Origin of the sequence: Nocardia sp. NPDC051463, from assembly GCF_040681975.1 — a bacterium.
Lineage (GTDB): Bacteria > Actinomycetota > Actinomycetes > Mycobacteriales > Mycobacteriaceae > Nocardia.
In genome coordinates, this window is sequence record NZ_JBFBAB010000022.1 from 97,972 (window position 1) to 118,477 (window position 20,506).

Consider the following 20,506-nt stretch of genomic DNA (forward strand, 5'->3'; position numbering starts at 1 on the left):
GGCAGATTCTCCGTATTCGTGAGAGGGGGTGGCCTCGGTCGAAGCGGGCACCACCGTCACGCGAGCCGGATGGCGCGCGGCACGAACGCCGGACGAAAGTCGGTCAGGCCGGGACCTGGGATCGGGCGGTCCGGGTGTCGTGCGAGACGGTGGTCTTCGGCACGGTCATCTGCCCACCTCCTGCGGCTGATCGAATACGGGCAAGCGACGCTAACACGGCACGCGAGCGGCCTGCCATCGGATTTTCGAGCGAACATCGGGTGGACAAATATTCACAGCGTCGACCATGCGACCAGGAGGACAAGGCAACACCTGGCAACACCATTGCGCGATCGCAGGACACATTGGCGCAGAAGACTATTGGATAGCCCCGGCGCCGGGTCGATGCCGCCCCTAGCGGTGGCACACCGACCGACTCCAGCCGCCGGCCGGTGGCAACAGCCCCCCGGCGCCGGGCGCCACGAAAAAGTTCGGTCCGCCGGTTGGCTGCACGACGTACCGGAAGTGCCGTTGACCGTTATCGAAGCGGGCCGGGTACTCCTGCGCCATCGCCGATGCCATATCGACCGCTGCGCCAGAAAGTTTGCGGCCTTCCGGATTCTGCTTGCAGACTTCGAGTGCCCTGACACAGCTCGCCCCGGCGGTGCTGGGACCGGAACGGCTTCCGAGCTGATCCCTCAGGGCGGAAGCCGTTCCTGCCGCGGACGGAAACCCGGCTCCGCATCCAACACAGGTGACGGCGTGCGCTGCGGCGCGACCCAACACCTCCCGCGCCGGTCAGGCGCGCTTCGGCTCCAGGTGCAACGCGGTGATCCCGCACTCGAAGGGTGTGGCGGCGACCGTGCTGAACTGCTGGTTGGCACCCGGGTTGCCGAAGACCGGCAGGCCCGCGCCGATCGCAGTCGGGTTGACGAACAGGTGCAGCTCGTCGATCAGGCCCCCGGCGATCAGGTTCGAGACGAGGGTGCCGCCGCCGTAGACGATGATGTCGCCACCGGGCTGTGACTTCAGCTTGTTGATGATCTCGGCGAGGTCACCGCCCGCGACGACAGTGTTGTCCCACGGTGACTCGGCGAGGCTGTTGGAGATCACGACCTTGGGCGTGTTGTTCATCTGGTCGATGGCCTCCTGGGGCTCGCCCGCGGGGTTGGAGGCCCAGTGCGGGATGAATCCTTCGGCAAGCTTGCGGCCGAGCACGATGGTGTCGACCTGAGCGGTGAGCGCACCGATGTAGGCGCCGATGTCGTCGGTCCACGGGAACGTCATCCAGTCCATCTCGCCGTTCGGGCCGGACATGTAGCCGTCGACGGTCATCTGGACCTGGAGCTTCAGCTTGCGCATGAGGTTGTTCCCTTCGGTTGAGCGGGCCCGTCCGGCCCGCTGTTTTCTGTGCCTTCAGCTTGGACGAACCGGTTTACGGATTGTTTACGGTTTTCCGTCGGCACCACTCGACTACCGCAGGGCACCCGCATACGAGTAAGGCCCCCGACCGCCGAAGCGGTCAGGGGCCTTACTGTCGTCTCAACCAACGAGTCGGGGTGACAGGATTTGAACCTGCGACCTCTTCGTCCCGAACGAAGCGCGCTACCAAGCTGCGCCACACCCCGTTGTTGAACCTGAGGTAGCTTACAACAGCGAGGGTCGAGACGTTAAACCGGCAGGTCAATTAGCCTTCGTGCGCGCGGACGCTGGAGAAGATCTGCTTGGCTGTGGCGACGTCGACAGCCTTGGGCACGCCGGTGTCGGCGGCGATCACCATGACAAAACTGCCGTTCTCGGTGGGCGTCGCGAAGGTGTACACCGAGTATTCGGTGGCGCAGCCCGGTTTGGCCTGGGGAACGGTGCCCTTTGTCTCGACGAACATGCCGTGCTGGCTGCCGTCGAGCGAGCTGAGCGGTTCGCCGCCGCTCGGCGTCGCCGGCGCATCGTGATAGGCCAGTTGTGCGGTCTTGGTACCGACTTCCGTTGCCGCACCTGCCGAATCGGAATCCTTGGAGCCGGTCAGGAACGAGACGGTGCGGGTGGACCCTGGGCAGTAGCTCTTGCCTTCGCTGGCGTAGCCCTTGCCGCCGATGGCGTTCGGCGGTTCGCCGAAACCGCCGAAGGTGCCCTCTGAAGCGACTGTCCAGTCGGCGGGCACGTCATAGGCCGCGCCGCGGTCCGGCGCGACGACCACCTGATAGCCGGGCACGACCGAGGGTTCGTTGCGGGTGCCGGTCCCGGTCGGGGCCGGCTTGGAGCCGGTCGGCTTCGCCGCCGACGGCTGCGCCCCCGCCGTGGGCGTCAGGGCACTCACCATCGACGGTGGCGTGTCCTGTGCGCGAGTGTCGTCCGACCCACGATCGGCGACGACCACCGCGGCGATCGCACCACCCGCGACCACGATCGCCGCTACCGCGGCGGCGAGCCACGCCTTGCCGCGACCGCCGCTCGGCCTACCATGCGGACCGTAGCCCGGCGGGAGGTGCTGGACCGGCGCACCGTAGGCCTGCTGCACGGCACCGTACTGGTTCGCGGGGAACTGCTCGATCGGGGGACCCTCGCCGTACCGGGCGGGTTGCGCGGGTGTGGCGGGCTGCCAGTGCAACGTGGGCTCCGGCTGGGCCCGCGCTCCGGAGCTCGGTTGCCATTGCGGGGTGGGATCCGGTTGCGCAGTACCGGCGGGCTGCCATTGCAGGGTGGCTTCGGGCTGGGCCGACCCGGTCGAGCTCGGGGCCCATTGCGGGTTCTGCTCGCCCGCGCTGGAACCCCACTGCGGGTTCTGCGCGCCGGGTGCGGGCTGCCACTGATAGGTCGGTTCGGGTGGGGCGGACCCACTCGGAGTGGGAGTCCATTGCTGGTTCTGTGGTGTCTGTTCGCCCGCGCCGGGACCGAACTGCTGGGTTTGTGCACCAGGCGCGGGCTGTCGTAGGAGGGTGGGTTCGAATTGTGCCGACCCGGGAGCCCAGTGGGTCTGTGGCGTCGACCCCTCCGAGACGGGTTGCCATTGCCGGTCCGGCGGTGGCTGTTGGTCGCTGCCGGATTCCCATTGCTGATTCAGCGGCGGCTGCGCGCCGGGCTGCCATTGCAGTGTGGGGTCGGGCTGCGGCGGCGGCGCGGGCTGCCACTGGAGTGTCGGCTCGGGGTGCGCCCCGCTGGGCGGGGGAGCCCAGTCCTGGTTCGGGGGTGTCGGCCCTCCGTCGTCTCGTTCGGGGCCGAATTGCCCTGGCCCATACGGTTGTTGCTGATGCGCCGCACCGGGCTGTCCCAGGACCGTCGGGTCATTGCGCCGGTCGTCGAATCCATTCACCGCTGTCCCCTGCCTGACATCCAAGTCTCGGCAAGCGACCCTAGCGGGCGATGGCCTCCGAAGCCGAAACGCCCTGCCCGCTATCGGAAAGTGGCCGCTTCGGTGGTGCGGCGACCAATGTCACCAGCGTCGCCTCCGGTCGGCAGCAGAAGCGGTACGGCGCCCACGGCGAGGTGCCGAGACCGGCGGAGACGTACAGCTGGGTGTGGTCGCCCCACTTCGACGCGCCCTTCACCCGGGAGCGATCGATGCCGCAATTGGTCACCAGCGCACCGTATCCGGGCAGACATAGCTGGCCACCGTGCGTGTGTCCGGCCATCACCAGGTCGTAGCCGTCCTCGGCGAAACGATCCAGCACCCGCGGCTCCGGCGAGTGGGTCAGACCGATGCTCAGCTGGGCCAGTGGATTCGGGGCGCCTGCGACGGTGTCGTAGCGGTCGCGCTGCAGGTGCGGATCGTCGACACCGGCGGTGGCGATGCGGATGCCGGCCACCTCGACATCGCGGCGTACATGGGTCAGGTCCAGCCAACCACGCTCGGTGAACGCCGCGCGCAGGTCCTTCCACGGCAGCGGCGCGCCGTACACGCGGCGATGGTCCTTCTTGAAGTACTTCATCGGGTTCTTGGGCACCGGCGCGAAGTAGTCATTGCTGCCGAAAACGAAAAGGCCCGGGCGGGAAAGCAATCCGCCGAGGGCCTGGACCACCGCGGGCACCGACTTCTGGTGCGACAGGTTGTCACCGGTATTGACGACCAGGTCCGGCTCCAGTCGATCGAGCTCACGCAGCCACTGCTGCTTGAGCTTCTGCCCGGGCATCATGTGCAGATCGCTGATGTGCAGCACCCGTAGGGATGCCGAACCCGGCTGCAGCACCGGCATGGTCGCCTCGCGCAGCACGAAGGCGTTTCGTTCGATCAACGAGGCGTAGCCGACACCGGCCACCGCGGCCCCGGCGGCTCCCAACGCGGTTCGTCGGATGGCGGAGGTCGAGATTACGGGCATTTGCCCAGCATAGGTGACCCCGCGGAGGATCGCTGAGTGTGTTTACGCACAAGCGTCCGGATGCGGGGCCCGAAACCGGACCGCACGGCAAATGTAGTGGGCCGGACCCGAGCGAGCGGCTACCGTGTGGCACATGTCGGAACTCAAATCGCAGCTGCGTGCGGATATGACCGCCGCGATGAAAGCAAAGGACAAGCTGCGCCTCGCCACCTTGCGGATGCTGCTGGCCGCCGTCCAGAACGCGGAGGTCGCGGGCTCGGAGGCGCGCGAGCTCTCCGACGCCGAGGTCATCGCCGTGCTGCAGAAAGAGGCGAAGAAGCGCAGCGAGTCGGCCGAGGTCTACGCCCAGGCGGGGCGCGGCGAGCTGGCCGCCAACGAACACGCCGAGGCGCGGATCATCGACGAGTACCTGCCGACCCAACTGTCGGACGCGGAGGTCGCGGATGTCGCCGACACCGCGATCGCGCAGGTTGCCGAGCAGCTGGGGGAGCGGCCCGGCATGCGTCAGATGGGCCAGGTGATGAAAGCCGCGACCGCGATCGCCAAGGGCAAGGCCGATGGTTCGCGTCTCTCCGCGGCCGTCAAGGCGCGCTTGTAGCCATAGCGTTACCGAAAACACCGCCGACCCGGCGCGCTGCGTCCGGGTCGGCGGTGTTCTTTATCTGGGGAAGCCGGGGATCGGGATCGGAATCGGGATCGGTGGCAACCGCGGTGGCGGCGGCAGGCCGGGGACGCCCGGCGGCGGACCCGGTGGTGGTGCGGCCCGTTCGGTGCCGTCACTGATGTAGATGGTGATCACCGAGCCGGGAATCGCCGAACCGTTCGGTGCGGTCCCCATCACGGTGCCCTTGGGCTGCGATCCGACGCCGTTCACCGCCGAAACCTGGAAGCCCGCGGCCACCAGCTTCCCGGTCGCCTCGCCCTGCGGCATGCCTGCGACATCGGGGACCTGCGCGCCGTTCGACCCGCGGACGTACTTGTCGTCCAGCGGGGGCAGCGCAGGCGGCGGGAAGTTCTGCACCACCGGCTTGATCGCGTTGAACCAGGTGCGCGCCGGTTCGTTACCACCGAACAGGTTGCCGTCGCCGCAGCCGTGCAGCGGAAACGAGCAGATCTCGCCGGGTGTCGGGCTGTCGCCATAGACGTAGGCCGCCGCGGCGAGGGAGTTGGTGAAGCCGACGAAGGCCGAGGACCGGTGGCTTTCGGTCGTTCCCGTCTTGGCGGACAGCGGGAGGTTCCAGCCGGTCGACTTGGCCGCGCCCGCCGCGGTGCCGCTGGTGTCGTCCTTGCTCATGGCGTTGGCGAGGGTGTTCGCCAGGCCGGGCTCGACGACCTGCTCGCAGGCCTGCTGGGTCAGCGGCACCACCTTGCCGTAGCGGTCGATCACTTCCTTGATCGGTGAGGCGGGGCACCACCGGCCGCCGGAGCCGAGCGTCGCGGCGACGTTCGACAGCTCCAGCGGGTTGATCGCGACCGGGCCGAGGGTGAACGAGCCGAGGTTCTGGTCCTTGATCATGTCCGCGAGGCTCTGGTTGCCGTGCCCGGAGCTGCCCGGTTCGGTGTAGGAGCGCATGCCGAGCCGCACCGCCATATCGACGGTCGGGGTGACACCGACCGCCTGAATCAGCTTGACGAACGCGGTGTTCGGCGAGGTCGCCAGCGCCTCGGTCACCGACATCGGCGACTTGTATCGGCCCGCGTTCTCGACGCAATAGGTGGCGGCCGGGCAGCCGCGCGCGCCACCGTTACCCATGCCTCGTGCCTCGAACCGGCCCGGCACGTCGAGCTGGGCGTCGATGCCGAGGCCCTTCTCCATGGCCGCGGCGGTGGTGAAGAGCTTGAAAATCGAGCCCGCGCCGTCACCGACCATCGAATACGGCTGCGGCTGCACGGTTTCGTTGGCGTCCCGGTTCAGGCCGTAGGTGCGACTGCTCGCCATCGCCAGCAGCGGATGCGAATCCTGGCCGGGCCCGACCACCGACATGACCTGAGCAATGTCGTCGAGGTTCGGGTTGGCGGCCTCGGATACCGACCGCTTCACCGAGTCCTGCAATGCGGGATCGAGGCTGGTCTTGATCAGGTAACCGCCCTTGTCGATCTGTTCGCGGCTGATGCCCGCGTTGGCCAGGTATTGCAGCGCGTAGTCGCAGAAGAAGCCCCGATCGTTGGCCGCGATGCAGCCGCGCGGCAGGCCCATGGGTTCGGGCAGCACGCCGAGAGGTTCTTCTTTGGCTTTGCGGAATTCCTCGGCGCGGCTGGGGATGTTCTGGATCATCGTGTCCAGCACGGTGTTGCGCCGAACGGTCACCCCGTCGGGATTGGTGTAGGGGTTCAGCTTCGAGCTGCTCTGCACCATGCCTGCGAGCATCGCTGACTGTGGCACGTTCAAGTCCGCGGCGTCGATGCCGAAATAGGTATGCGCCGCGTCCTGGATCCCGTAGGAGGCGTTGCCGAAGGGGACCAGGTTCAGATACCTGGTGAGGATTTCGTCCTTGGTCAGCTCCGAGTCCAGGGTGAGCGCCATCCGGATCTCGCGAATCTTGCGCGCGGGAGAGGTCTCGATGGCGGCACGGCGTTCGGCGTCGGTCTTGGCGACGACGAGGAGCTGGAAGTTCTTCACATACTGCTGGTCGAGCGTCGATGCGCCCTGCTGGACCTCGCCGCTGGTCGTGTTGGTGAGGAAGGCGCGCATCGTGCCCTGCCAGTCCACCCCCGCATGCTCGGCGAAGCGCCGGTCCTCGATGGAGACGATCGCCAACTTCATGTTGTTGGAGATCTTGTCGCTGGGAACCTCGAAGCGGCGCTGCTCGTAAAGCCAGGCGATCGGTGTTCCGCTCGCGTCGACCATGGTGGAGACGGCGGGGACAGTGCCCTCGACCAACTCCGCTGACACGTTGTCGACTGCGTCGGCGGCGCGGTTGGACACGAACCCGAAGCCGCCTGCGAGGGGGAACAGCATCCCCGCGATGAGCACCGCGGCGAGCGCGCAGCTGCCGGCCAGCCTCGCGAGCGTTTGTGTGATCGGCACGATCATCAGCCTACGGGGTGGTGTTCTGACCGGATCTCGCGGTTCGTGAGGCCGTACGGGCGTGTCGTCAGACGGGTTTCGGCGTGTCGCAAAAGGGCCAACTGCGTGTCGAGTCGACCGCCCGGTTCTCTATCACGTTTGGAGGGACGGACGTACCAAAAAGTCTCAGAACGGTCTTGCGCTCGGGGCATACCTTTACCTAGATTGAGAACCCAGTGTGATAGAGCTAACACTCAAATGTGGAATGTGGTGCAGTTCGCAGCGGGGATTGGGTTGCTGCGAGGCTGACACGCGATTCTGGAGCGCCGTTTACCGGTGTTCGGACTGCAAAGGGGCACACCAAATGCACATGACAACCCCCATCGCTCGATTGGACGTAGAGCAGGCCGAAGCAAGGATCGCCTGGGTGGCCCAGGCGCGATGCAAGGAAGTAGATCCCGATCAACTGTTCGTCCGTGGCGCTGCCCAGCGCAAAGCTGCGACTATCTGCAGGCACTGCCCGGTGCTGATGCAGTGTGGGGCCGACGCACTCGACAATCGTGTCGAGTTCGGTGTGTGGGGAGGAATGACCGAGCGGCAGCGGCGCGCGCTGCTCAAGCAACACCCTGAGGTGACGTCCTGGTCGGACTTCTTCCAGGCGCAGCGCCAGCATCAGGTGGCGATCTAGTCCCTGGCCGAAATACCGCCGAGCCCGCGAAAGCGGGCTCGGTCGGCGTTGAGCGGCCTATATCAATCGGATATCACGACCGGCTCGGGAGCAGGGGCCCCCGTGAGCTGATCTCCGACCGCTTGCAGCGCTTCCAGGTCGGAAACTTCGAAAGGCAGCGCGGTCACCGAGACGATCGGAACCCGCGGATGTGCACCCGTAAAACGGTGCAGCAGATGCTGTTCGCGTTTTGCGGTGGCAACCCGCTGAGCATGGATGCGCAGCATCGACGAGGTGATCGGATCGGTCTCGGCCAATTGGTCGGCGGCGGTCAAGGCGTGATCGGCAGACAGCGTGCTCAACACCGGATGCGTCCGGTTCAGCACCAGTCCGGCCAACGGCATATGTTCGGTCGAGAGCCGGTCGACGAAGAACGAAGCCTCGCGCAGCGCATCGGGCTCGGCGGCCGCGACCACCAGGAAGTGCGTGCCCGGTTGGGACAGCATCGCGTAGGTCCGGTCGGCGCGATCCTGGAATCCGCCGAACAGCGACTCCAGTGACTGCAGGAAATTCGACGCGTCCTTGAGCATCTGGCCGCCGACGATGGTGGACACACCGCGCACCGCCAGGCTCATCGCGCCGGTCACCAGTCGGGTGACGCCGCGGCCGGGGGCCATGATGACCCGGATCATCCTGCCGTTGAGGAAGTTTCCGAGCCGCTTGGGCGCGTCCAGGAAGTCGAGGGCGTTGCGCGACGGTGGCGTGTCGACCACGATCAGGTCCCACTCCTTGCGCCCCGCCAGCTGCCCGAGCTTCTCCATCGCCATGTACTCCTGCGTTCCGCCGAAGGAGGAGGCGACGGTTTGGTAGAACGGGTTGGCGAAAATCTGCTCGGCCTTGTCCGGGCTGGTGTGCTCGAGCACCATGTCGTCGAAGGTGCGGCGCATGTTGAGCATCATCGCGTGCAGTTCGCCTTTGGCATCGGGGCCCAGCGGCACCCGCTGTGGGGCGTTGTCCAGATCGGCGACGCCGAGTGACTGGGCCAGTCGGCGGGCCGGGTCGATGGTCAACACCACAACCTTGCGGCCCAGTTCGGCCGCGCGCAGCCCGATCGCCGCCGCCGTGGTGGTCTTGCCGACGCCTCCGGAACCGCAGCAGACGACGATCCGAGCGGTCGGGTCCGCGATGATCTTTGAAACATCCAGTGGCACAGCCACATTCGGCGTGCTCATCGGACTCCCTGCGTGCTCAGATGTTCGGCCAATTCATACAGGCCACCGAGGTCGATGCCGTCCGCGAGGGCCGGCAGATACAGGCGCGACACGTCGACCTTGGCGAGCTCGGCAGCGCTGTCGTCCTGCGCCTGCAGGGTGGCCGAATGCTCGACGGTTTCGGTGATCAGACCCTGGAAGTCCTGGTCGGACAACGAGATACCGGCCTTCATGAGCCCGGCCCTGATGGCGTCACCATCGATGTCACCCTGCGCGGCCTTGCCGCGCACCTCGGCGGGCAGCAGGCCTTTGCTCGCCCGGTTCACGATCACCGCGCCGATCCGCAGATCGGCGGCGGTGAGCTCGGCGATCGCGTCGGCGGTCTCCTGCACCGGCAGTGCTTCGAGCAGGGTGACCAGGTGAATCATTGTTTGATCGGAGTGCAGCAGTTTCGAAACACCCTCGGATTGCGAGGCGATCGGGCCACCCTTGGCCACCTCGGCCATGGCCTGGGTGACGTCGAGGAAGCCGGCGATCCGGCCGGTCGGCGGCGCGTCCACCACGATTTCGTCGTAGGCGAGCCGGCCGGACTTGTCCGTGCGGACCACGCACTCCTTGATTTTGCCGGTCAGGATGACGTCGCGCAGGCCGGGTGCGATCGTGGTGACGAACTCGATGGCGCCCATGCGCCGCATCGCCCGTCCGGCGAAGCCGAGGTTGTAGAACATATCCAGGTATTCGAGGAAGGCATGCTCGATATCGAGTGCGAGCGCGACCACCTCGCCGCCGCCGTCGGCGGTGGCGATCCTGGTTTCGGTCGGCGGCAGCGGTGGCAGATCGAACAGCTGGGCAATGGACTGCCTGCTCTCCACCTCGACAAGCAGTACCCGCCGCCCACCCGCGGCGAGGGCCAGTGCGAGTGCCGCGGCGACCGTGGACTTCCCGGTTCCCCCTTTTCCCGACACGTAGTGCAAGCGGGCTTTTTCCGCGCGCGCCGGCCAACCCGTTTCTAGCCCCGGCTCCGCCGAAATGGGCACTGCTGTTGGTACTCCCACGATCGCGAGCCTATAACCCGTGCTGAGATCGCGCCCGAGGGATAGGGTTACTGGTCGGTTTGACGCCCGTTCTGTACCAGACAGTGAGACGTCATGATGCGCGAGGCCGGTACAGACACCGTGCCGCAGGCGCGGCGGGTCACGCGCATCTATACGCTCAGCGCTATGAGTGATGTGAGAGATGTGACTGTGTGGGAGTACGCGACCGTTCCGCTGTTGACGCACGCGACCAAGCAGATCCTGGACCAGTGGGGTGAAACGGGCTGGGAGCTTGTCACTGTGCTGCCCGGCCCGACCGGCGAGCAGCACGTCGCCTACCTCAAGCGCCCGAAGTAGAGAAGGGGAAAGACCAGTGACCCAGTGGGAGAAGAACCTCGCCCGACTCGGACTGACTCTGCCCCCGGTGGCAGCTCCGGTTGCGGCCTATATCCCGGCGGTCCGCACCGGTTCGCTCGTCTACACCTCCGGTCAGCTGCCGTTCGTCGACGGGAAACTGTCGATAACCGGCAAGGTCGGCGCTGAGGTTTCGGTCGAGGATGCCAAGGCCGCGGCGCAGCAGTGTGCGCTGAACGCACTCGCGGCGGTGCACGCCCTGGTCGGCTTGGACGCGGTAGTGCGGGTTGTGAAGGTAGTCGGATTCGTGGCGTCCGCGCCCGGATTCGGGGGCCAGCCTGCGGTGATCAACGGTGCCTCCGAGCTTTTCGGTGAGGTGTTCGGTGACGCGGGCGTGCACGCACGTTCTGCGGTGGGCGTTTCCGATTTGCCCATGGACACCCCGGTCGAGGTCGAGATCATCGTCGAGGTGCGTTAAACAGGTTCTCGGAACACCAATTTCGATCGACTGGGGTAATCCGATGACGACGCTGACTCATCCCGCGTACGGGCAGCTGCGGCAGGTCACGCCGACCGCGGCGGTCCTGTTGGCGGACAATCCTGGGCAGATGACCCTGGAGGGCACCAACACCTGGATTCTGCGCGCACCGGGTGAGTCGGGTTATGTGGTGGTCGACCCGGGGCCGAAGGACACAGCGCACAGCGAGGCCATCGCCCGGGTCACCGAGGGCAATATCGTCCTCACGCTGATCACCCACCGTCATCACGATCACACCGGTGGCGTCGACCGTCTTGTCGAGCTCACCGGTACTCCGGTGCGGGCCAGGACGGCCGAGTTCCTGCACGACTCCGAGGCACCGCTGGTCGACGGCGAGGTGATCGAGGCGGCCGGACTGCGCATCACCGTCCTCGCCACCCCGGGACACACCCTCGATTCGGTGAGTTTCATCCTCGACGATGCGGTGCTGACGGGTGACACCATTCTCGGCAGCGGCACCACCGTGCTCGATTCCAGCGACGGCACGCTGGCCGACTATCTGAACTCACTGGATCGGCTGGTAGAAGTGGGTGCGGGGCGCGCACTGCTGCCCGCGCACGGACCGGATCATCCGGATCTGGAGCCGGTTGCCAGGTACTACATCGCGCATCGGCACGAACGACTCGAGCAGGTGCGCGAGGCGCTGCGCGTGCTCGGACCGGACGCGGGTGCGATGGCGGTGGTGCGGAAGGTATACGCCGATGTCGACAAGCGACTGTGGCTTGCCGCCCGCAGCTCGGTGCAGGCGCAGCTGGAGTATTTGCGCAGTCAGCACGCCTGAGAACGTCACCCGGGCGAACGCCGGGATCCAGTCGCAACACCTAGAGCAGGTGTTACGACTCGATCCCAGCGTTCGCCGGGACGACGTAGGAAGCTGCCCGAAGGGGCGGCTCAGCGTGCGCGTCGGGCCAGTCGCTCGGAGTCGGAGATGAGCACGCTCTTGCCCTCCAGCCGCAGCCAACCACGGTGCGCGAAGTCGGCGAGCGCCTTGTTCACGGTTTCGCGGGAAGCGCCGACCAGCTGGGCGATCTCCTCCTGAGTGAGGTCATGGGTGACCCGCAGCGCGCCCGCCTCCTGGGTGCCGAAGCGCTGAGCCAGCTGCAGCAGCGCCTTGGCAACCCGGCCGGGAACATCGGTGAAGATGAGGTCGGCGAGGTTGTTGTTGGTGCGACGCAGACGCCGGGCGAGAACCCGAAGCAGCTGCTCGGCGATCTCCGGCCGCTGGTCGATCCAGGACTTGAGTGCCTCACGGTCCATGGTGACCGCGCGGACTTCGGTCACGGTGGTTGCGGTCGAGGTGCGCGGGCCGGGGTCGAAGATCGACAGCTCACCGAACATGTCGGACGGACCCATGATGGTCAGCAGGTTTTCCCTGCCGTCCGGGGAACGTCGTCCGATCTTCACCTTGCCGGACGTGATGATGTACAACCGGTCGCCGGGTTCGCCCTCGTTGAAAATGACGTGGCCGCGCGGAAAATCCACGGGCTGCAGTTGTTTGGCGAGAGCCGCTACCGCGGTGGGCTCTACGCCTTGGAAGATGCCTGCTCTGGCGAGGGCCTCGTCCACGAATGTGCTCCTTATGGGAAATGGCTCTGTCCTGGACCGAAGCGATTCGGCCAACAGCGCAGTCTACGCGGCATCGGGGCAGCGCAGTGACAGACACCACGTAACGAGTGGATTGCGCGCCGCGCCGGTAGGGGTTCGGTCCCCTGCTCAGCTAGCGCGAGCGATGTCCATTTCTTCTCCACGGGACCGGCGCTTGCGCATCCGTGCCACCGCGGTCGGCAGTCCGAGCTTCGTCAGCTCCTTCACCTCAGGGTTGCTGGCCTTATCTAGGTACTGCTGAACCTCTTCGTCGGGTTCGAGAAGCTTTCGGAGCCGATTCTCGACCCGCTCCATGCCCAGTGCGAACAGCATCAACAGCACTGGGAAGAGCACCACAGCGAGTCCTTGCATATCGAGCAGTAAACACGGCCGAGGTCTCAGATGGAACACGGCAGCTGATCTGATCGGGCACCGTTGTGGGGTGGTTCCGTATGGTGGACGGGTGCGTGTCTCCCCCTCCACCGCCGCCATGAGCGGGCCTACGCCTGCCGCCGCGGCAACCGATGCGCAGCCGGTCACGGTCGCGGTTGCGAAACGGAAAAACCGGGCTCGACAAGCGGAAACTCAGCTCGGCCTTGTCCGAAGGGCCCGTCGGATGTACCGCACTCTCACGGTCGCATTTCCGGATGCTCATTGTGAGCTGGACTTCACGACACCGCTCGAATTGGCCGTGGCCACAATACTTTCCGCGCAGTGCACCGATGAGCGCGTGAACCTGACCACACCCGCGCTGTTCGCGAAGTATCCAGACGCGCGCGCTTATGCCGAGGCAAACCGCGCGGAGCTGGAGGAATACATCCGCCCGACGGGGTTCTTCCGTAACAAGACGAGCTCGCTGATCGGCCTGGGGCAGGCGCTGGTCGAACGGTACGACGGTGAATTGCCTCACACTCTCGACGAACTTGTGAAGTTGCCCGGCATCGGTCGCAAGACCGCGAACGTCATTCTCGGCAATGCTTTCGACGTGCCGGGAATCACTGTCGACACCCATTTCGGCCGTTTGGTACGGCGCTGGGGATGGACCGCCGAGGAAGATCCGGTGAAGGTCGAGCACATCATCGGTGCGCTGATCGAGCGCAAGGATTGGACGATGCTGTCGCACCGGGTGATCTTCCATGGACGCCGGGTGTGCCATGCCCGCAAGCCGGCCTGCGGCGTGTGCGTGCTCGCGAAAGACTGCCCCGCGTTCGGGGCCGGGCCGACCGACCCGGAGGCCGCGGCGAAGCTCGTGAAGGGGCCGGAGGCGGAGCACTTGCTCGAGCTGGTGGGCCGGTGAGACAGGTCCCTGTCGCGGCACGCTTGGCATTGGCCGGATTGATCACCGCGGTGGCACTCACCGTCGCGCTGTGGCCGCGCGGCGACGACACGTCGATCGACGGCGCGCGGGTCCCTCCGAGCGCACCGGTGCCCGAACAGTTGCGGGCCGCCGCCGGACTGGCACCGTGCCCACCGCCCGCGGCGGACGCGGTCGGGCACGGCCCGCTTGCCGGGATTACGCTGAGCTGCCTTGCCGACGGCAAACCTGTCGACGTGGCCGCTGCACTGGCGGGCAAGCCCGCACTGTTGAATCTGTGGGCGTATTGGTGTGGGCCGTGCGCCGAAGAGTTGCCGTTTCTGCAGGAGTACGCCGAACGAGCGGGGAACGCTATTACCGTGCTGACCGTGCACAGCGATCCGGATGAGGCAAGAGGGCTTGCACTGTTGGCGGATCTGAAGGTGACACTGCCTGGAGTGCTCGACGCGAGCACCAGAGTGCGTAACGCCGTCGGAGTGCCCGCAGTGTTGCCGGTATCGGTGTTGCTACGCGCCGACGGGTCGGTTGCGAAGGCGATCGTGCGCCCGTTCGATGGCGTCGAGGACATCGCCGACACCGTCGCGACCGAACTGGGAGTCGCGGCATGACAACTCCCACACCGGAAAACATTCCGACCTGGCTGCGCAAGGCGACCGAGCCGACTACCGATGCCACCGACACGCTGTCGTTGGCGCGTGCGATGCGCAGGGCCATGACCATCACCAGCGCGCCGCGTCAGGCGGCGGTGCTCGTGTTGTTCAGCGGCTCACCGGAACCGGATCCCACTGCACCGGGCGGGTTGCCCGCCGACGCAGACGTGCTGCTCACCCAGCGCGCCTCCACCATGCGCCAGCATCGCGGGCAGGTCGCCTTCCCCGGCGGCGAGGTCGAGGCAGGTGACGACGGACCGATCGACACCGCCCTGCGCGAGGCGTGTGAAGAGACCGGACTGGAGCGCGAAGGTGTGGAACCTCTTGCGGTGCTACCGAAGCTGTTCGTGCCGCCGTCCCGATTCGACGTGACCCCGGTTGTCGCCTACTGGCGCACACCGCGCGCGGTCGGCGTGGTGAACGAGACCGAGACCGAACGGGTGGTGCGGGTGCCGCTCGCCGAGCTGCTCGATCCAGCCAACCGCTTTCTGGTGCGCGGCAGTCTCGGCTACCAGAGCCCCGCGTTCCAGGTGGACGGGCTGCTGGTGTGGGGCCTGACCGGCGGTATTCTCGCCGGCCTGTTCAAAGCCGCGGGCTGGGAGCGGGATTGGGATCGAAACGACGTGCGTGACCTCGAAACTTCGCTGGCTGCAGTGGGGATGACCTTATGAGTTCATCGGCCTGGCTCGACATCGCCGTCGTGCTGCTCGCATTGTTGTGCGCATCGTCGGGCTGGCGATCGGGCGCGGTCGCGTCCGCGCTCGCCTTCCTCGGCGTCGTGCTCGGCGCGGTCGCGGGCATTCTGATCGCGCCGCACATCCTGATCCACGTCGACGAGGGCCGCGCCAGAGTGCTCACCGGCGTTTTGCTGATCGTGGTGCTGGTGATCGTCGGCGAGGTCGCGGGCATGGTGCTCGGCCGGGCCGCGCGCGCCGGTATGCGGCATCCGTTCGCCCGCAGCCTCGACAGCGTGGTGGGTGCGATGCTGCAGGCAGTGGCGGTGCTGGTCACCGCCTGGCTGCTGGCCCTGCCACTGGCCACCTCCTCACAGCCGGCCATCGCGACCGCGATCAATGGTTCGCGGGTGCTCGCCGACGTCAACGACGTCGCGCCGAGTTGGTTGCGCAAGTTGCCGAACGAATTCTCCCAGCTGTTGAACACTTCCGGGCTGCCGGACGTGATCGGGCCGTTCGGCCGCGCACCGATCAGGGCTGTCGAACCTCCGGATCCCAGCCTGATCTCCAGCCCGGTCGCTGCCACGCTGCAGCAGAGCGTCCTGCGCATCCACGGCATCGCGCCCAGCTGCCAGCGGGCGCTGGAGGGCTCCGGGTTCGTGATCGCGCCTGAACGGATCATGACCAACGCGCACGTGGTCGCCGGAACGAGCAGTATCAGCGTGGACTCCGCCGGTAGCAGCCTCGACGCCAGAGTCGTGCTCTTCGACCCGGTCAAGGATGTCGCGGTCCTCGCCGTCCCCGGTCTGACCGCTCCGGTGGTCCCACAGGCGCCCGCATCCGCGCACGCGGGAGACAGCGCCATCGTGCTCGGTTATCCCGGGGGTGGTCGCTATACCGCCAGCATCGCCCGGGTGCGCGAAACCCTGGATCTGACCGGACCGACCATCTATCGCAACGGCACCGTCGAACGGGAGGTCTACACGATCCGAGGGCGTGTGCAGGCGGGCAACTCCGGTGGGCCGCTGGTGGATACCGAGGGGCGGGTGCTCGGAGTGGTATTCGGCGCTGCTGTCACCGATGACGACACCGGCTATGTGCTCACCCTTGCCGAGGTCCGCCCCGATTTGGATATCGCCACCGGCGCGACCGCCGCGGTCGATACCGGAGCCTGCGTGCTCAGCTGATCAATTGCGTTGAACAAGCGCGGCACTCGGATAGTCCCTGGACACGGCTGATCAGGCGAGAAATTTGGCCAATTCCGCCGTGACCGCGTCCGGGTTCTCCTGATGCGCGAAGTGCGCTGCATCCGGCACGGTGACCAGGCGCCGTTGCGGCGACCATTGCTGCCCGCGCTGAACGGTGCTGTGCAGCAGATAATTGTCCAGTTCGCCGTGCAGGGCGAGCACCGGGATGTCGATGGCTTCGCGCATGGTTGCCATGAAGCGCCTGCCGTCGGGACGCCACTGGCTGCGGAAGGCCCAGCGCTGGTATTCCAGCGCGCAGTGCGCCGCACCGGGGATCTGGATGGCCGAGCGTATCCGGCGAGCGGTGTCGACGAACTCGGCGGTGCCCGACCATGATCCGCTGACGCGCTGGCGTAGCAGCCGCTCGACCTCGAAGCCGTCCCGGGCGGTCAACCGGCCCTCGGGATACCTGGGCAGCTGATAGCGCAGGAAGTTCGGCAGCCAGGCTCTGCGCTGGCGGCCGTCCCGCAGCACCGCGCTCTTGAGCGCCGCCGGATGTGGCGAGCTCACCAGTGCGATCGAACGCACCAGCCGTGGGTGCAGCACCGCGGTCGTCCAGCACACCAGCCCGCCCTCGGCGTGGCCGACGAGGGTGGCCTCGGTGTAGCCGAGTGCACGGATGAGCCCGGCGACATCACCCGCGAGCGTCCAGCCGTCATAGCCGCGCGGTGGTTTATCGCTATCGCCGTAGCCGCGCAGGTCTACCGCCACCGCCCGGTAGCCGAGTTCGGTGAGTCCGGTCAGCTGGTGCCGCCAGGACCACCAGAAGTCCGCGAAGCCGTGCAGCAGCACGACCAACGGCGCATCCGCGCGGTCGGGACTGGCCTCTACGACATGGAATCGAATGCCGTTGGCATGAACGTCCCGATGCGTCCATGGTCCGTCGAAACGGACGCTGGACGGATCCGGAAATGGGTTCGACGACACGCCGATCGAGCCTAGTGGTCGGCGTGCGGTAGCGCCTAGTCGGCGCGGCCGGATGGAGGCTCGTCGACCTCCGTGCCGGGCCGAGCATCGCCTGGTCTGCGGGTCCGGCGGTCGCCTCAGTCGCGAGGCTTGTCGAGGGAGAGCTGTTGCTCGTGCGCACTGGAGCCGAAGCCGCTCGGCAAAACCGTGCGGGCCTGTTTCAGCGAATCGATCGTCTTTTCCGGTGCGCGCAGCTTCTTCACTCGCAGATAGCCGAGTCCGGCCAGGCCCGCCGTCGCGGCGACCATCAGCAGGAACACGATCAGGAACGCCGCCCACCGTGCCAGCCAGACATCGAGCAGCTCGCCGAGGAAGAAGAAAAAGAAGAAGGTGCTGAACAGCAGCACGGTGAGCGCGAGGATGAAGTAGACGCTGCCCTGCAGCCCCTTCTTGATCTCGCCGGTAACCTCGGCCTTGGCCAGCTCTACCTCGGCGCGCACCAGTGTCGACATCTGTTCGGTCGCGTCGCGGACCAGGCTGCCGAAGGTGGCCGACCCGTTGGGGTTGGCGTCGGTGAGCGGAATCGAGGTGACCGTGCGGTCGCGCCTTGCGTCGGTTCCGTTACCGCCGTCTGTGAAACTCACTTGGTCGACCCTTCTCCCTGTCCCGACACTGCCTCGGCCTCACTCTTCTGGTTGTCGCGCGCGTGCGTCACGACGCGCTTGGTGGACACGCCCACGCCGCAACAGTAGCGCCGAACCGGTGAGCGACGCCGCCATTGATGTCACCAACACCGCTGCCTTCGCCAATTCGACGGCGGAGCCGTCTCCGACGGAGGCCAACGCGAGCTCTGCCACAAGAAGGCTAACCGTGAAGCCGATCGCGCCGAGCACCGACAGTGCGAACATGTCGCGGTAGTCGAGATCGGCCGGGCGTTCGGCGACGCCGAACCGGATTGCCAGGCAGCTGATCCCGAAGATGCCGATGGTCTTGCCGAGCAGTAGCCCGAGAATGATGGCAAGAGACAGCCTGTTGGTGAACAACTGCCCGAAGATCTTGCCGTCCAGGGGAACCCCGGAGGCGAACAGCGCGAACAGCGGTACACACAGCCCGGCCGAGATGGGCTGGATCAGATGCTCTAGCCGGGTGGCAGGTGCTTGCTGCTCGCCCTTGTCGAGCCGGACGCGGGTCAGCAGGCCGAGCCCGACACCTGCCAGGGTCGGATGGATGCCCGCCTCGTGCAGCGCGTACCAGGCGACCAACGCCAGTGGTAGGTAGACGAGCGGCGAACTGATCCGCCGGTGCTGGGCCAGCGCCCAGCCGCCGAAACAGGCCGCGGCGGCCAGTAGCCACAGCATCGCGACGGAGCTGGTGAACAGCACCGCGATGAGCAGGATGGCGAGCAGATCGTCGACCACCGCGAGACTGAGCAGGAACACCCGAGCGCTGGCCGGAATGCGGGAACCGGTCATCGCGAGCACGGCCAGCGCGAAGGCGATATCGGTGGCCACCGGAATGGCCCAGCCGCGATCCATCCCCTCGGCGCCGAAGCCGACCAGGAACGCGATCAGCGCGGGAGTGACAACACCACCGAACGCCGCGATGATCGGCAGCGCGGCCCGTTTGGGATCGGCGAGCTCACCGACGACGAGCTCGCGTTTGAGCTCCAGTCCCGCGACGAAGAAGAACACGGTGAGCAGACCGTCCTTGGTCCAGTCGGCCAGTGTCAGATCCAGGTGCAGCGGCGGGATGGACAGCACCGTCTCGGTCATCGTTGCGTAGCCCGCACCCCACGGCGAGTTCACCCACAACAATGCGGTGGCGGCCGCGATCAGAAGTATTGCGCCGCCGACGGTTTCGGTACGCAGATACCGCGTCAATTCCGAGCGCACTTGGGTGATCACGGGAAACCTTCCGGCAGGGTGGTCAAGGCTGCGGGCGCACAATCCCACCGAATCGGCGTCGGGGTACGCGACCGCATGCCGACCAGACTTCCCGGCACACCTTACGCAATCCTAACGGATAGGGCCGGTGACGAAGATCGTCACCGGCCCTATCATGCGCTGTTCTGCCCGAAACGGATCAGGCGCGACTGGACCGGATCGCCTCGAAAACGTTCGGATCGACCAGGGTCGAGGTGTCGCCGAGTTCGCGGCCCTCCGCGACGTCGCGCAGCAGTCTGCGCATGATCTTGCCGCTGCGGGTTTTGGGCAACTCGGGGACGACGTGGATCTCCCGCGGCCGCGCGATCGGGCTGATCTCGCGCGACACCTCTGCCTTGAGCTCGTCGACCAGCGCGGCGCCGGTGTCCTCGGCCTCGGCGGTCAGGATGACGAACGCGACGATGCCCTGACCGGTGGTGTCGTCGCTGGCGCCGACGACGGCGGCCTCGGCGACTCCGGAGTGTCCGACGAGGGCGGATTCGACCTCGGCGGTGGAGATGCGGTGACCGGACACATTCATCACGTCGTCGACCCGGCCGAGCACCCACAGGTCGCCGTCGGCGTCGAGCTTGGCGCCGTCACCGGCGAAGTACCAGCCCTGCTCGGCGTAGCGCTCCCAGTAGGTGGCCCGGTACCGCTCCATGTCGCCCCAGATGCCGCGCAGCATCGACGGCCACGGCTGGTCGAGCACCAGGTAGCCGTTGGCCTCGGACTCACCGAGTTGCACCGGCTTACCTTCTTCGTCGACGACGGTTGCCGAAATACCGGGCAGCGGTGTCATGGCTGCGCCCGGTTTGGCGGCGGTGACGCCGGGTAGCGGGGAGATCATGATGGCGCCGGTCTCGGTCTGCCACCAGGTGTCCACGATCGGGGCCGAGCCCGCGCCGATCACCTCGCGGTACCAGCGCCAGGCTTCCGGGTTGATCGGCTCACCCACCGAACCGAGCAGCCGGATGCTCGACAGGTCGTGCGTGGCCGGGATCTCCTTACCCCACTTCATGAACGTCCGGACCAGGGTAGGAGCGGTGTAATAGATGGTGACGCCGTACTTTTCGATGATGTCGAAGTGTCGGTGCTCGTCGGG

General features: G+C 66.6%; 21 protein-coding genes and 1 tRNA gene. 9 read left to right on the forward strand and 13 right to left on the reverse strand.

Annotated elements, in window-relative coordinates:
* Positions 1-777 precede the first annotated feature (777 nt).
* The 4 genes from AB0M74_RS25370 to AB0M74_RS25385 form a co-directional block, all read right to left on the reverse strand.
* Positions 778-1,341 (reverse strand): dihydrofolate reductase family protein, encoded by a 564-nt coding sequence (locus tag AB0M74_RS25370; protein ID WP_366528776.1) that lies wholly within the window; start codon positions 1,339-1,341, stop codon positions 778-780.
* A 192-nt stretch (positions 1,342-1,533) separates the two neighbouring features.
* Positions 1,534-1,607: transfer RNA gene (locus tag AB0M74_RS25375), tRNA-Pro, on the reverse strand.
* A 59-nt stretch (positions 1,608-1,666) separates the two neighbouring features.
* Complete coding sequence (locus tag AB0M74_RS25380) at positions 1,667-3,289, reverse strand: hypothetical protein (protein WP_366528777.1); 1,623 nt, start codon at positions 3,287-3,289, stop codon at positions 1,667-1,669.
* 40 nt (positions 3,290-3,329) lie between these two features.
* Positions 3,330-4,292, reverse strand: coding sequence for a metallophosphoesterase (locus tag AB0M74_RS25385; RefSeq protein ID WP_366528778.1), 963 nt, complete (start codon positions 4,290-4,292; stop codon positions 3,330-3,332).
* A gap of 133 nt (positions 4,293-4,425) precedes the next feature.
* Between AB0M74_RS25385 and AB0M74_RS25390 the strand changes: the two genes are divergently transcribed.
* A complete protein-coding gene (locus AB0M74_RS25390; RefSeq protein ID WP_366528779.1) occupies positions 4,426-4,890 on the forward strand; it encodes a GatB/YqeY domain-containing protein in 465 nt (154 codons plus the stop codon).
* Positions 4,891-4,950: 60 nt separating this feature from the next.
* On the opposite strand, the gene AB0M74_RS25395 is transcribed toward AB0M74_RS25390, so the two are convergent.
* The gene (locus AB0M74_RS25395) at positions 4,951-7,326 is read right to left on the reverse strand and encodes a penicillin-binding protein (protein ID WP_366528780.1); all 2,376 of its coding nucleotides are present in this window, start codon (positions 7,324-7,326) and stop codon (positions 4,951-4,953) included.
* Positions 7,327-7,663: 337 nt separating this feature from the next.
* On the opposite strand from AB0M74_RS25395, the gene AB0M74_RS25400 reads away from it, so the two are divergent.
* Positions 7,664-7,987: a WhiB family transcriptional regulator gene (locus tag AB0M74_RS25400; RefSeq protein WP_305082794.1), complete on the forward strand. Its 324-nt coding sequence runs from the start codon at positions 7,664-7,666 to the stop codon at positions 7,985-7,987.
* Between the two features lie 62 nt (positions 7,988-8,049).
* Here AB0M74_RS25400 and AB0M74_RS25405 read toward each other — a convergent pair whose 3' ends face one another.
* Both AB0M74_RS25405 and AB0M74_RS25410 read right to left on the reverse strand, forming a co-directional pair.
* On the reverse strand, positions 8,050-9,198 hold the full coding sequence (locus tag AB0M74_RS25405; RefSeq protein WP_366528781.1) for an ArsA family ATPase: 1,149 nt from the start codon (positions 9,196-9,198) through the stop codon (positions 8,050-8,052).
* Entirely contained in the window at positions 9,195-10,214 is a 1,020-nt protein-coding gene (locus AB0M74_RS25410; RefSeq protein ID WP_366528798.1) for an ArsA-related P-loop ATPase, read from the reverse strand. Before AB0M74_RS25410 ends, AB0M74_RS25405 begins: the two co-directional genes overlap by 4 nt.
* A gap of 183 nt (positions 10,215-10,397) precedes the next feature.
* On the opposite strand from AB0M74_RS25410, the gene AB0M74_RS25415 reads away from it, so the two are divergent.
* The 3 genes from AB0M74_RS25415 to AB0M74_RS25425 are packed head-to-tail and all read left to right on the forward strand — an operon-like array spanning position 10,398 to position 11,884.
* Complete coding sequence (locus tag AB0M74_RS25415; protein WP_366528803.1) at positions 10,398-10,568, forward strand: hypothetical protein; 171 nt, start codon at positions 10,398-10,400, stop codon at positions 10,566-10,568.
* 16 nt (positions 10,569-10,584) lie between these two features.
* Positions 10,585-11,043 (forward strand): RidA family protein, encoded by a 459-nt coding sequence (locus AB0M74_RS25420; protein ID WP_366528782.1) that lies wholly within the window; start codon positions 10,585-10,587, stop codon positions 11,041-11,043.
* Between the two features lie 43 nt (positions 11,044-11,086).
* Positions 11,087-11,884 (forward strand): MBL fold metallo-hydrolase, encoded by a 798-nt coding sequence (locus tag AB0M74_RS25425; RefSeq protein WP_366528783.1) that lies wholly within the window; start codon positions 11,087-11,089, stop codon positions 11,882-11,884.
* 110 nt (positions 11,885-11,994) lie between these two features.
* Here AB0M74_RS25425 and AB0M74_RS25430 read toward each other — a convergent pair whose 3' ends face one another.
* Both AB0M74_RS25430 and AB0M74_RS25435 read right to left on the reverse strand, forming a co-directional pair.
* The gene (locus tag AB0M74_RS25430; protein ID WP_014348619.1) at positions 11,995-12,669 is read right to left on the reverse strand and encodes a Crp/Fnr family transcriptional regulator; all 675 of its coding nucleotides are present in this window, start codon (positions 12,667-12,669) and stop codon (positions 11,995-11,997) included.
* 147 nt (positions 12,670-12,816) lie between these two features.
* Positions 12,817-13,059: a hypothetical protein gene (locus AB0M74_RS25435; RefSeq protein ID WP_366528784.1), complete on the reverse strand. Its 243-nt coding sequence runs from the start codon at positions 13,057-13,059 to the stop codon at positions 12,817-12,819.
* A gap of 118 nt (positions 13,060-13,177) precedes the next feature.
* Between AB0M74_RS25435 and nth the strand changes: the two genes are divergently transcribed.
* From nth to AB0M74_RS25455, 4 genes are read left to right on the forward strand one after another with little or no spacing between them, the layout of a single operon-like run.
* The gene (gene nth / locus AB0M74_RS25440; protein WP_366528799.1) at positions 13,178-13,984 is read left to right on the forward strand and encodes an endonuclease III; all 807 of its coding nucleotides are present in this window, start codon (positions 13,178-13,180) and stop codon (positions 13,982-13,984) included.
* Positions 13,981-14,610: a TlpA disulfide reductase family protein gene (locus AB0M74_RS25445; RefSeq protein ID WP_366528785.1), complete on the forward strand. Its 630-nt coding sequence runs from the start codon at positions 13,981-13,983 to the stop codon at positions 14,608-14,610. The genes nth and AB0M74_RS25445 overlap by 4 nt, the downstream gene beginning before the upstream one ends.
* Complete coding sequence (locus tag AB0M74_RS25450) at positions 14,607-15,323, forward strand: CoA pyrophosphatase (RefSeq protein ID WP_366528786.1); 717 nt, start codon at positions 14,607-14,609, stop codon at positions 15,321-15,323. Before AB0M74_RS25445 ends, AB0M74_RS25450 begins: the two co-directional genes overlap by 4 nt.
* Positions 15,320-16,513 (forward strand): MarP family serine protease, encoded by a 1,194-nt coding sequence (locus tag AB0M74_RS25455; RefSeq protein WP_366528787.1) that lies wholly within the window; start codon positions 15,320-15,322, stop codon positions 16,511-16,513. Before AB0M74_RS25450 ends, AB0M74_RS25455 begins: the two co-directional genes overlap by 4 nt.
* A 51-nt stretch (positions 16,514-16,564) precedes the next feature.
* On the opposite strand, the gene AB0M74_RS25460 is transcribed toward AB0M74_RS25455, so the two are convergent.
* The 4 genes from AB0M74_RS25460 to AB0M74_RS25475 all read right to left on the reverse strand — a co-directional run.
* Entirely contained in the window at positions 16,565-17,500 is a 936-nt protein-coding gene (locus tag AB0M74_RS25460) for an alpha/beta hydrolase (RefSeq protein ID WP_366528788.1), read from the reverse strand.
* Positions 17,501-17,616: 116 nt separating this feature from the next.
* The gene (locus tag AB0M74_RS25465) at positions 17,617-18,123 is read right to left on the reverse strand and encodes a phage holin family protein (RefSeq protein ID WP_366528789.1); all 507 of its coding nucleotides are present in this window, start codon (positions 18,121-18,123) and stop codon (positions 17,617-17,619) included.
* Between the two features lie 39 nt (positions 18,124-18,162).
* The gene (gene nhaA, locus AB0M74_RS25470; protein WP_366528800.1) at positions 18,163-19,380 is read right to left on the reverse strand and encodes a Na+/H+ antiporter NhaA; all 1,218 of its coding nucleotides are present in this window, start codon (positions 19,378-19,380) and stop codon (positions 18,163-18,165) included.
* Between the two features lie 181 nt (positions 19,381-19,561).
* Positions 19,562-20,506: AMP-binding protein (locus AB0M74_RS25475; protein WP_366528790.1), on the reverse strand; the 945-nt coding region annotated here is incomplete at its 5' end.